We start from the raw sequence: 12468 nt of genomic DNA, 5'->3' as shown, positions 1-12468 counted from the left end.
AGTAACGCAGATGGAAACGCGTGCCCATCATATTTTGATAGGACTTTTCACTCTCCTTACGGGTGCGGGTGCCCTGCTATTTGCGCTATGGATGAGCTATGCAGCGGGTGAACGGGATTATCAACCCTACAGCATTCTATTTGAGCGCAGTGTTAGCGGCCTCTCTGTGGGGAGCAGAGTCCAATATAACGGTATCGAAGTTGGCGATGTCACCGGGTTACAACTAAACCCTAACGATCCTCGTCAGGTCATTGCAGCGATACGTGTCTATGAAGATACCCCTGTTAAAATGGATACACGGGCCAAACTCGCTTTTGCCAACATTACTGGCAGTATGTCGGTTCAACTCTATGGCGGCACTCCCGAAAGCCCCCGCTTAGCGGACCAGATGAATGAGGAGGCCCCGTTTATTCGAGCCGACCCTTCGCCCATCGCCACGCTATTTGACGAGGGCGAAGAGATGATTGAGAACATCAATTTGATTCTGCAAAACGTCAACGCACTTTTCGATGATGGCAATCGCGAACAGGCCGGCAATATCCTCGCGAACATTGCGCAGATCACCGACATGATCGCTTCACAGCAGGCGGTACTTGACGAAAATATGGCGCTGTTTGGCGATGTATCCCGCCAAGCCACCTCCACTCTGGCCAGCATTGACGCGCTTAGCCAGGAAGCGGCACAGCTACTGGGCAACGATGGCAAAATGGTCATGGTGAGCGCTGCTAGCGCCAGTAACGATGTCGCCAGTGCCGCACAGCGCATTGAGCAGCTGGTCAATGACAATGCTGGAGCCGTAGAGCGTACATTGCAAGGGACACGGGATATCGCCCCCGCCCTGTCAGCACTGCGCTCTGCGCTGAATTCACTGGATCGTATTACCCGTCAACTGGAAGAGAGCCCCCGAGACTTTCTCCTAGGTCGTGATCAGGTAGAGGAGTTCCGCCCATGAGCTTTCCCCATCCCCTTAACGTTGCCGCACTAACAGCTATTTTGCTATCGCTTGGCGGCTGCTCAATACTGCCTGAAAGCGAGCCTTCCACACTCTACCGACTGCCTGCTTCAGCGCCCGCTACAACGCCAGCAACAGCGTCGCCAGCACTGCCTATACGGCTTGGGGTAGCCACGCCTGAAGCGGGTCATTTGCTAAGCAGCAATCGCATTGTGGTATACCCGGAACGCAACGTGGTCAATGTTTACGAAGGTTCCCGCTGGCACGAAGATGCGCCCGATATGCTGCAAGCACGGCTGATCGCTGGCTTACAACAACGCCAGCTATTTACGAGTGTCGGCAGCGACCGTCTTCCTAATGACCTACTGCTACTGAGTGAACTGCGCCATTTTCAGAGTGAGTACGACACCACCCCGCCCACTGTAAAACTGCAGCTAGATGTTCAACTTGTTGACGATCAAGACCCTCGTCGTATCAAAGCCACCAGTTTTTCAACCCGCGCCCAGGCCAGCAGCGTTGAAATAGTGGATGTCGTGGATGCATTTGGCGAGGCAAGTGATGCACTCACCGAACAGTTGGCCACATGGCTTGTTGAGCAAGCGCCTGATTTGTGAAGCATTTTATCAGCACTGTTCACGGGTGCTTTTTTAGAAATGCACGGGGGTTCTTGGGGTAATAATGCTCTGGCTGGCGCTCAAGGTGGGTAAAAAAGCGGGTATCTTTATAGGGCATTTTCATAAATCCAGACACACCAAGCCCCTCGATCTGACTGACTGACTCCAGCATCTTCGCCAGCAAGCTGCAAAACTCTTGCTCGCGGCTGGGGTCAAGCAGCCGGTAATAGCTATGGATTTTGAGGTGCTGAGGCAGCGCTTCAAAAATAATCATTCCGGTATGATGAATCTCGTTGAGCTGCTCAAGTATTTGAATAATGCGGTTAGGCAGCACCAGTAGCTCTTCCGGGTCGGGACCATCTTCAAAGTAGCTATGCTGACGCGTACGGTCTTCCATTTCTGGAACCGCACTTAGCTCATAATGGATCTGCATATCCGGCTTGCAATGAAATGCCTCATGGGCACTGGCGCGCTCTAGATGCAGCGTTTGGCGCGCATTAAATAAGCAGCTTTTAAAAATTCCCTGCCGATGAATAGCACGTGCCAAGTGCACCATGTTATTGACTGCTTCAATAAAAGCAGGCTTTAACGCTGGGTCATGCAGATTAAGAGAGGAGTCAATATAAACGCCTTCTCGCTCCCAGCGCACTGCTAAGCCGCCCACGACGGGGTACCGTCCCAAGCGGCTCACCGAGGCCAAAAACGCCTTTTCGGTCTCTCCCATCCCCTGCATAAACTGTTTGTAGTAGCGATCCAGCTGTACATCATTGACGTCGTTAAGCGTTTCCTGCGCATCGGCCTCACGGAGAAAGGCTTTGCGAGAGCTGTATACGACCGTATCTATCTCTTGATACGCAGGGCGCGCCCAGACTGGCACCAGCGGCGATTGAGGAGCTATAGGCAGGTCAATCATGACCGCCTTATCGAGGCGAGGCATCGCGCTTAAAAAATAGTCCCCCGCGCGGCGACGCACCTGAGGATCCGGATCCAGCATGCCATCCAAGATGCGGGCGAACTCCATCGGCAATCCCAGAGCGCTTGCCGGGATGGCACGATGGCCAAAGCGGCATGATTGGGCTGAAGCCAGTGCGTAAAGCGTGCCCGCAACACCTTGCTCGTCAAAGCGTGGCGATGAGAGAGCCCCATTAAGCTGCTCCTCACCAATAAAGTAGACATCACCTAAACGCGCATTGGTTTGCTGTAAGTTATCCGACATCAGCTCCATGACATTAGCGCCTACAAACTGGAGCTTTTCATCCAACTGCGCAAACACCGAGGAGCCCCAGTCAATCAGTGCAATCTTCTCAGTTGAGGGATCAAATACTAAGTTGGAAGGTTTTATATCACCGTGCACGACGGGGCGGGCATTAGGCCCCGCTTCACGACGAAGCGATTTCAGGATATCCGCTAATTGAACGGCAATTCGAATAATTAGCCGCGGGGGTAGTCTGCCCTCTTTTAACGACACCTGCTCTAGGTTCCAGCCGGGGGCGCGCTCCATCACCAGAATCGATTGGCCGCGAGTACGCTGATAGGCCACTAATTTAGGGATAAGAGGATGGGCGACTTGGTCAAGCATGAACGCCTCTTCTTCAAGGCGCTCTTGCAGGTGTATAGGTAAGGTAATACGCGAAAACTTGAAGACGTAGTGGTTAATGACATGCTGGCTAAAGGCATGAGGGATAGAGGAACCATGGGCAGCTGCGCCTTGTTCAGGCGCACTGCCCGCAAACACAAACCCATAGGCCCCTTTGCCAACAAGCTCGATTCCCGTATAGCCCAGTTGGGTGAGCTGTGTCTTGCACAGCGCCACCCAATCTTTAAGCTTACGAGCATCATGGTGGCTTAGCAGATATACCGACTGCTCTTCGGGTATATAAAACTGCTGAAGCGGTGCCTGAGACATTGGCTAGCGCTAGCCCAAATGCAGCAGCATGGTTTCCGGTGCTTCTAAAAAGCCTTTCCAGGCATTGCAGAAGCGCGCGATGGTACCACCATCAATAAAGCGATGATCCCCCGCCCAGGTAATGGTCATAATCGCTCGGCGCTGTACAGCCCCCTGCTCATCAAAGCGCGGCAGCCATTGGGTTTTACCAATCGCTACAATCGCTGCTTCAGGCGCATTAATAATCGGCGCTGCATACGTGCCGCCCAGTGCGCCGATATTAGAAATACTGATGGTGCCGCCTTTTAGATCAGCTTGGTCCACACGGCCTTCTCTCGCCGAGGTCGTTAGCCGCCCTACTTCACGGGCAATATCCAGCAGTGTTAGCGTTTCAACGCCCTTGACGTTAGGTACCAGCAGGCCCGCCTTACTATCTACCGCCATGCCAATGTTGCACTGGGCAAAGTAGTGTAATTCATCGCCTGCGGCATTAAGCTGGGCATTAACGATCGGCGCTTGGGCAACAGCCAGCGCCATCGCTTTCATAAAGAAAGGCATCAACGTCAGACGTTCACCCAATGCTTCTACCTGAGGCTTTAAGCGCTCACGTAGCGCTAGAAGCTCGGTGACATCGATTTCTTCACCGTAATGGAAGTGAGGAATAGTCGTGGCAGACTCAACCATGCGTTTGGCCATCACCGCTCGGACGCCGCGCAGCGGTTCAACTCTCGGTGCCTGTGGTTCGCTTCGCGCCGCCGTCTGGCCAGTGACAGGGCTTGCAGGTGCTGGCACGGGCGCCGCTTGATCAAGATGCGCCAGTACATCTTCTTTTAGCACCCGACCGTCTTTACCGCTGCCCGCAATATCGGTTAACTGCAGTTCGTGTTCGCGCACGAGACGGCGTACTGCTGGGCTAGCAGGCACTTTACCCAAGAGGCCTTTCTCTGTAGTAGCGCCCTTGTCAGCCTGCGAAGACGTTGCTATGGAAGGCTGCGTCGAGGGCTGGGCATGCTGACTAGCCTTGGGCGTTTCAACTGTATCAGCATCGCTCTCTTTCTCTTGCGCGCCCGCTGCCTCACTGTTTGCTTCATAGGCATAAAGCGGTGCATGTACTTTGGCAACTTGGCCTTGAGGTACATAGAGCTTGGTCACTACACCCGGTTCTGGTGCGGTAATCTCTACCAGCGCTTTGTCGGTCATCACTTCAACAATGGGCTGGTCTTCTTCAATAAGATCGCCTTCTGCAACGCGCCACTCAACGACTTCGCACTCAACGATGCCTTCGCCGATATCCGGCAACATAAAATCGCTCATAATTTTTCTCCCTGGCGCTAGAAATTAACGCTTTCGCGAATCGCTTCAAAAATTTTCAAGTGATCGGGCAAATACTCTTTTTCCAGCACTAGCGGGAATGGCGTATCCAAACCGGTCACCCGTGCAATGGGCGATTCCAGATAGAGAAAACAGCGCTCTTGTAGGGTTGCAGCGATCTCTCCAGCAAAGCCACCAGTGAGAGGCGCTTCATGGCTCACAATCAGGCGGCCGGTTTTAAACACAGATTCTGCTACCGTGTCTTCATCCCAGGGGAGCAGAGATCTCAGATCAATCACTTCGCAGGAGATGCCTTGCTCTTCAGCAAGTTCAGCGGCTTTACCAATCACTTCCATCTGGGCGCCCCAGCCCACTAAGGTGATATCACTGCCCTCTTTTACAATCTCCGCTTCGCCAATGGGCAGCTGGTAATCCTCTTCCGGCACATCGCCCACTGCGGCGCGGTAAAGTCGCTTAGGCTCAAGAAAAAGCACCGGATCAGGATCGCGTATAGCGGCCAGTAGCAGCCCTTTCGCTTGATAGGGGTTGCGGGGTACCACTACTTTTAGGCCCGGCGTATGGGTGAAGTAGGCTTCAGGTGACTGCGAATGGTATAGCCCGCCTGAAATCCCACCGCCATAGGGGGTACGGATGGTTAAACCGCCGACGTTAAACAGATCCCCAGAGCGATAGCGGAATTTGGCCGTTTCATTAACAATTTGGTCAAAGGCGGGAAAAATGTAGTCGGCAAACTGGATCTCTGCCACCGGCACAGAGCCTTGAGCAGCTAATCCGTTGGCAAACCCAATAATGCCCTGCTCTACCAGCGGCGTGTTGAAACAGCGTGCTTTGCCGTACTTGTCCTGTAGATGACTGGTGGCACGGAAAACGCCGCCAAACACACCTACGTCTTCACCGAAGCAAATCACTTTTTCATCTTCGGCCATGGCGATATCTAGGGCGTTATTAATCGCCTGTAACATATTCATAGTAGGCATCTTACGCATCCCCCTGGGTATCAGTGGCCGTATCAACGTCGAGATCAAGAGACTTGGCACCTTTTGGGTACGCGTCTGGATAGCGGCGGATATGGCGCTTGAGCTGGTCTAGCTGGCGCTGTAAGGCGGGGGTGACGTCGGCGTAGACATCGCTAATCAATGAATCCAGCGGCGGCGGCGGGCGTTTTTCTGCACGTTTTAGGGTGTCGAGCACCTCTTTGCGCAGGCTCTCCTGCTGAGCGGCTTCCTCTTCCTCGCTCCACCAGCCTTTCTTTACAAGCCACTTCTTTAGGCGCAACAGCGGGTCTTTTGCGCGCCAGATCTCTTCTTCGTCCTTTGAACGATAGCCAGAAGGATCATCGGAAGAAGAGTGTGCAGCCAGACGGTAAGACATTGCTTCAATCAACACCGGCTGGTTTTTCTCTACGGCAATTTTGCGAGCTTGGGTGGTCGCTTCAAAAACCGCGAGCGCATCATTACCGTCTACGCGAATGACATGCATATGATAGCCGAACGCCCTAGGCGCGATACCGTCGGCCGCAAACTGTTCTGTTGCAGGCGTTGAAATGGCATAGCCATTGTTGCGGCAGAAGAAAATAACCGGTACTTGGTGGACCGAAGCCATATTAAGCGCGGCGTGAAAATCACCTTCCGAGGCAGCGCCTTCACCAAAAAAGGTCAGCGTGCAGTGGCCCTCACCCGCTAATTTTTGACCATATGCATAGCCTGTCGCCTGTGGAATTTGCGTGGCCAGGGGGGAAGAAATGGTCATGTAATGCAGCTTGCGCGAGCCGTAGTGGATTGGCATTTGCCGACCCTTGCCATAATCCAGCTCGTTGCCGAAAAGCTGGTTCATGAACTCGTCGATAGAGAAGCCGCGATACATCAGAGCGCCCTGCTCGCGGTATTGCGCCATAATCATATCAGCGTCATTAAGTGCGGCGGTTGCTCCAACAACAGCAGCCTCCTCACCGGTGCACTGCATGTAGAAACTTAATCGCCCCTGACGCTGCGCAGCTAGCATACGCTCATCTAGAATGCGGGTTGCCAGCATCGCTTGATAGAGCCGTCTTGCATGGTCTCGTTCAAGAGCTGGCTCGCTGGCACCTTCGTAAAGCTCGCCCTCTGGGTCGAGCAAACTAAAGGTATCGATGGAGAACTCGTCACCGGTCAAGAAGGCCGGCTGATGTACATACTGTGTCATCATTATTATCCTTGTTTTGCCCCTTTTGAGGGCAGTGTTGTCGGTGCTGACCTTTTATGCCAGTGGATTTATCTGACAATGGTCAACGCAACACAAGGACATTAACTCAGTAGGCTACTTTAGGGGATACAACTTAAGACGCAGAAAGGCGGGAACGCAGCTTTTTTTGGTAAGCATCGAAGACGCTATCGACCGCCAGCGCAAGAAGTGCAATCAGAAAAGCTCCCTGCACAACATACGCCATGTTGTTATTCACAATACCGGCAATGATAGGGTCGCCCAAGTTACTGGCACCTACCGTCGCACCTAGCGCGGCAGTGGCAATATTAATGGTTACCGAGGTTCGGATACCCGCTAAGATCACCGGTGCGGCTAATGGCAGCTCAACACGGCGCAGCACCTGCCAGGGTGTCATGCCCATGGCCAATGCAGCTTGTTTGACATCAGCGTCCACCCCTTTAAAGCCAGCTAAGGTATTGCGTACGATCGGCAGCAGCCCGTAAAGCATAAGCGCTACTATAATCGGCAGCGTACCGAATCCAAGCGTAGGAACCGCGAGTGCGAGCACGGCAACGGGTGGAAACGTCTGCCCAAGGGATGCTAACTGCCCTACTAACGGCAAAAAGTCCTGCCCTCGCTGCCGGGTGACAGCAATGCCTGCGAACACGCCCACCAAAATCGTGAACACCGCTGCAACACCCACCACCAGTAAGTGGCGCCCCAGGAGGGTATAGAACTCCGCACGCCGATAGATTACTTGCCGCGCATCAGGCTCTAGCCAGCGGAATATGCCCTCAAGGTAGGGCATGCTCAGCACAGCGACTGCCAACAGCCCCCCCCATATCAGCGGTAGTGCCCAACGGTGGCTAGCGCTTGGCGAGGATGGCGTGCGACGACTAATAAGCATCGCGTACGCTCACCTTATCGATCTGGGCCTCTTTGACAATTTTTCGCAACGATAGCTCACCAATCGGCATATCCTGTTGATCAACAACGGTTAACCGATCACTATGGTCACGCAGCATTATGGACAGTGCTTGACGCAGTGAGTACTCTCCAGGCACCCGCGACTGTGCTGGCAAGCTTTGTCCTAGGGAGGTCATATGATCTTTCACACGGGTTAGCGCTGCCTGCTTAAGGCCTCGCTCAAGGCCTCCGAGCAATGAATCGACAAAGGGGTCTTCCGGATGCTGCAATAACGCCAGCGGCGTTCCCTGTTGAACAATGCGGCCGTTGCGCATGACGACTAAGTGGTCAGCAAGTTTTAGCGCTTCATCCATATCGTGAGTGACGAACACCACCGTTTTATGGAGCCGAGCCTGAAGCTTGGCCATCTCATCTTGGAGCTTTTCCCGAGTGATAGGATCCAAAGCACCAAACGGCTCGTCCATTAATAAAATATCAGGGTTAGCAGCGAGCGCTCGTGCAACGCCAACCCGCTGAGCCTGCCCCCCCGACAGCTGGTGAGGATATTTGTGAGAAAACTCCTCTATCGGCAAGCCCAGAACACCCATTAACTCTTCTACCCGTGCAGCCACTTTATCGCGCGGCCACTTTAACAGCCTGGGAACCAGGCCAATGTTGCGCGCTACCGTCCAGTGAGGAAAGAGCCCTGTGCTTTGAATCACATAGCCAATGCGGCGACGAAGCTTGACGGGGTCATAACTCTGAATGGCCTGACCGTCCAGCAAGATATCGCCTTCACTGTGTTCGATAAGGCGATTAATCATCCGTAAGGTGGTGGATTTACCACAGCCAGACGTGCCGACCAGCGCACAGAACTTTCCCTTGGCAACGTGCAGCGATATGTCATCAACGGCAGTCTCTTCGCCAAAGTGCTTTGATACGTGGGATAGTTCTATCATTCATGACCTCCGGGGCGAAGCGCTTCTGCCAACGCCCCTATGCCTGCATCAACGATCAACGCCAACAGTAGAATAGGCAGTGCACCGAGTAGCACCATGTCCATTGCGGCCTGGCCTAAGCCCTGAAAAATAAAGGTGCCCAGCCCTCCTGCTCCAATCAAAGCAGCCACTGCGGTCAAGCCGACTGCTTGGACCGTCGTAATACGTAAACCCTCTAACACTACCGGCAAGGCTAGAGGAAGGCGAACCTGCCAAAAACGCTGGCTGCTGCGCATCCCCATCGCTTTGGCAGCTTCCAAGGTGTCGCTACTAACCTCCTCTAACGCGGTATACGTATTGCGCACCATCGGCAGCAAACTGTAAGCAATGAGTGCAATTAACGCAGGTGCCGTACCAATTCCACTAACACCTAGCTTTGCCAAAAAAGGGATATTTGCCGACGCCCAGGCCAACGGCGCTAGCAGCAATCCAAACAGCGCAATACTAGGAATGGTTTGTAGAAAATTGAGCAGTGAGAAAGTGATTTTCTGCAGCTTTATATAGCGCCGCATGAGCATGGCCAGCAGTACACCTGCCACTACACTAACTCCGACGGCCGTAATGACTAATTGAAGATGCTGACGTATGGCGCGCCAAAACTGCTGATCGCGGGCCTGAAACTCCTTCACCAAAGCCAAATCCTGCAGCCATGATGATGTACATAACCACCATATAACGCCGACAAAACTTAATAGTAGCGTCGTACTCAAGCGAGACAATCCCAGCCGAAGGCGCAGCTCCACCAAGCAGAGCAGCAGAATAAATAGCAGGGACCAGGATGCAGCACCAACGCTGACGCGTGCTTGTGGTAGCTCAGGATTCACTAGCCAATGACTGGCAACGATAAAGCCGAATGGCATGAGCAACAGCATCACTATGACCAGCGCCAGCATTGCCCAATAATGAGCCTGCGTTGTTCGTAGCGCTAAAACGCATAGTGCACTGATTAGTAGTGAGATCAGCAGTGCGCCAAACCACCCAATGGCATCTAGCAGATGATACGAAGTGCCGGGCACAATTCGGTTAGGCGCTACGCTTACGGGACTTAACAGCCATATAACGGCCAACATCGCTGCGCCTAAGCTCAACAACACCGTATTAGGCGGCGCTATACGCCGGTGCAGCTTGGTCGGGATGGGCAATGCATTGTTTAACGACATTCATTAGTCATCCAGGCTATCAAGATAGTCACTGGCTACCTTATCTGGCGAGAGGCCGTTCACAGCCACATCGGCGTTAAGTTTTTGTAAGGTAACAAGATCCAGCGTGGCAAAAATATCGTTTAGCAGTGCCTCCATCTGTGGGTAGGCCTCCAAAACTTCTTCACGCACCACAGGCGCTGGTTGATACACGGGCTGGACACCTTTGGCATCCTCTAGCACCACGAGGCCTAATGCACTGAGACCACCATCAGTGCCGTACGTCATGGCACCATTAACGCCGCTGGTTTGCTGCGCCGCTGCGCGCATTGTCGCGGCAGTATTGCCGCCAGATAGCACCAGCAATTGGTCACCGCTTAGTTCAAAACCGTAAGCTTCTTGAAAAGCGGGTAGTGCCTGGGGCGATTCAACAAACTCGGCACTGGCTGCGAATTTAAATTCACCACCCTCTGCAAGATAGGCAGCTAAATCATCCAGAGTAACTAAGCGATTAGCTTCAGCGACATCTTGTCGAATGCTCATCGCCCAGGTGTTGTTAGCACTCGCGGGCTGCAGCCACACAAGTCCTTGCTCTGCATCCCGCTCTTTTACCGTTTGGTAAGCATCAGCGGCATCATTCCACACCGGGCTATCGGTCATATCGAAGAAAAATGCACCGTTACCGGTATATTCTGGGTAAAGATCAACCTCCCCCGCTTGAAGGGCGCTACGCACTACACTGGTGCCCCCTAGCTGCAAACGGTCTTGGGTATCAATATTGTTGCGTTCTAATGTTTGGATGATCAACTCACCCAGTACCGCGCCCTCGGTATCAATCTTTGAAGAGACAACCACGGGGTTATTGGCATTAGCCGCTGAAAAAACCAGAGCTGACAAACAGGCGGCAAGGGCAGGTTTCATGACAGAGCGCATCTTAGTTATCCTTTTCATAAGCGTCTTGTAGGGTCGCTTCAGTATAAGAGCTAACGGCGTTGAAGTCAGACGCCGCTTTCGCGGCGTCTGACGTGGTAGCGTTACTGAGGCGTTTCAATCACCCAGGTAGTTCCTTCCCGGGAGTCTTTTAGAATAATCCCTAAAGCGGCCAGCTCGTCACGAATCGCATCCGCCTTGGCAAAATCCTTATTGGCTTTTGAAGCCTGACGCTCAGCAATTTTGCTTTCAATTTCAGCTTCGCTAAGTGCTACCTGCTGCTGAGCACCTTTAAGAAAGGTCTGCGGCTTTTGCTGTAAGAGCCCTAACACACCGGCTAAACGCTTCAACTCGTCTGCCAGGCGCGGTGCTTCTGCCGGCTGGTCGCTTTTTGCACGGTTGAGGTCACGGGCTAGATCAAACAGTACCGCTAATGCTTCAGGCGTATTGAAGTCATCATCCATCGCCGTTTCGAAGCGTTCGCTATATGAAGCAAACGCTGCTTGGCCGACAGTTGAGGCGTCTTGACTCTCTTTCCCCTGCCCCTCGACACCGTCCAGCGCGGTGTAAAAACGAGTGAGCGATTTGCGTGCTTCAACGAGTGAATCAGCCGAATAGTTAATGGCGCTACGGTAGTGGCTAGCCACTAACAGATAGCGTACAACCTCTGGATCATGCTCAGCCAGCACATCACGGATAGTGAAAAAGTTGCCCAACGATTTTGACATCTTTTCCTGATTCACCCGAACGGCACCTGCGTGCATCCACGTATTTACGTAGGTTTTGCCAGTCGCCGCTTCAGATTGAGCGATCTCATTTTCATGATGGGGAAAAGTAAGATCAGGTCCACCACCGTGAATATCGAACGTATCGCCCAAGCAGCACGTTGACATTGCCGAGCACTCAATATGCCAACCAGGCCGACCATTGCCCCAAGGAGAAGGCCAGTGAACCTCGCTAGGCTTAGCGGCCTTCCACAGCACGAAGTCGAGTGGATCTTCTTTATGAACATCCACCTCTACCCGAGCACCTGAGCGCATATCATCAAGCTGTCGGTTATTAAGCTTGCCGTAGTTGGTGAATTTACGTACCCGGTAATAGACATCACCATTCGCAGCGGGATAAGCAAAGCCCTTTTCAATCAGCGTTGCAATCATGGCAATGATCTCGCCTATATGCCCGGTAGCGCGCGGCTCGTGGCTGGGCGGCAATACGTTCAGACGCACTTCGTCATCATGCATTGCATCGATCATACGCTCTGTTAGTGCACTGATGGTCTCGCTATTTTCATCAGCGCGCTTGAGAATCTTGTCGTCGATATCAGTGATATTGCGTACGTAGTTTACTTCGTAACCACGGTGGCGCAGATAGCGGGTAATCACATCAAAGGCCACCATGACCCGTGCGTGGCCAAGGTGGCAATAGTCATACACCGTCATGCCACAGACATACATGCTTACTTTACCCTCGACGAGCGGGGTAAACGGTTCTTTGCGGCGTGTCAGCGTATTGTAAATCTGCATATGACGTT

At 53.0% G+C, this 12468-nt stretch carries 11 protein-coding genes; 2 read left to right on the top strand and 9 right to left on the bottom strand.

What is annotated here, in order from left to right; all coding sequences use genetic code 11:
• Positions 1–10 precede the first annotated feature (10 nt).
• Both LG301_RS07260 and LG301_RS07255 read left to right on the top strand, forming a co-directional pair.
• Entirely contained in the window at positions 11–952 is a 942-nt protein-coding gene (locus tag LG301_RS07260; protein WP_404474679.1) for an MlaD family protein, read from the top strand.
• Positions 949–1566, top strand: coding sequence for an ABC-type transport auxiliary lipoprotein family protein (locus LG301_RS07255; protein ID WP_404474677.1), 618 nt, complete (start codon positions 949–951; stop codon positions 1564–1566). The genes LG301_RS07260 and LG301_RS07255 overlap by 4 nt, the downstream gene beginning before the upstream one ends.
• A gap of 19 nt (positions 1567–1585) precedes the next feature.
• Here the strand turns inward: LG301_RS07255 and LG301_RS07250 are convergent, their stop codons facing one another.
• The 9 genes from LG301_RS07250 to cysS form a co-directional block, all read right to left on the bottom strand.
• On the bottom strand, positions 1586–3472 hold the full coding sequence (locus LG301_RS07250; RefSeq protein ID WP_404474676.1) for a serine/threonine protein kinase: 1887 nt from the start codon (positions 3470–3472) through the stop codon (positions 1586–1588).
• 9 nt (positions 3473–3481) lie between these two features.
• Positions 3482–4765, bottom strand: coding sequence for a 2-oxo acid dehydrogenase subunit E2 (locus LG301_RS07245; RefSeq protein WP_404474674.1), 1284 nt, complete (start codon positions 4763–4765; stop codon positions 3482–3484).
• Positions 4766–4782: 17 nt separating this feature from the next.
• Positions 4783–5760 carry an alpha-ketoacid dehydrogenase subunit beta gene (locus LG301_RS07240; RefSeq protein WP_404474673.1) on the bottom strand — a complete coding sequence of 326 codons (978 nt, stop codon included), beginning with the start codon at positions 5758–5760 and terminating at the stop codon, positions 4783–4785.
• A gap of 1 nt (position 5761) precedes the next feature.
• Positions 5762–6964, bottom strand: coding sequence for a thiamine pyrophosphate-dependent dehydrogenase E1 component subunit alpha (locus tag LG301_RS07235; protein WP_404475203.1), 1203 nt, complete (start codon positions 6962–6964; stop codon positions 5762–5764).
• Positions 6965–7097: 133 nt separating this feature from the next.
• On the bottom strand, positions 7098–7871 hold the full coding sequence (locus LG301_RS07230; RefSeq protein ID WP_404474671.1) for an ABC transporter permease: 774 nt from the start codon (positions 7869–7871) through the stop codon (positions 7098–7100).
• Positions 7861–8829 carry an ABC transporter ATP-binding protein gene (locus tag LG301_RS07225; protein ID WP_404474669.1) on the bottom strand — a complete coding sequence of 323 codons (969 nt, stop codon included), beginning with the start codon at positions 8827–8829 and terminating at the stop codon, positions 7861–7863. Before LG301_RS07225 ends, LG301_RS07230 begins: the two co-directional genes overlap by 11 nt.
• Entirely contained in the window at positions 8826–10028 is a 1203-nt protein-coding gene (locus tag LG301_RS07220; RefSeq protein WP_404474667.1) for an ABC transporter permease, read from the bottom strand. The genes LG301_RS07225 and LG301_RS07220 overlap by 4 nt, the downstream gene beginning before the upstream one ends.
• Positions 10029–10031: 3 nt before the next feature.
• The gene (locus tag LG301_RS07215) at positions 10032–10940 is read right to left on the bottom strand and encodes an ABC transporter substrate-binding protein (RefSeq protein WP_404474665.1); all 909 of its coding nucleotides are present in this window, start codon (positions 10938–10940) and stop codon (positions 10032–10034) included.
• Positions 10941–11041: 101 nt separating this feature from the next.
• Positions 11042–12460 (bottom strand): cysteine--tRNA ligase, encoded by a 1419-nt coding sequence (cysS, locus tag LG301_RS07210; RefSeq protein WP_404474663.1) that lies wholly within the window; start codon positions 12458–12460, stop codon positions 11042–11044.
• Positions 12461–12468: the final 8 nt, after the last annotated feature.

The sequence above is a fragment of the Vreelandella venusta genome (genome assembly GCF_044809155.1).
In the GTDB taxonomy this organism is placed as follows: Bacteria; Pseudomonadota; Gammaproteobacteria; order Pseudomonadales; family Halomonadaceae; genus Vreelandella; species Vreelandella venusta_B.
This window is presented reverse-complemented; position numbering and strand designations above follow the sequence as displayed.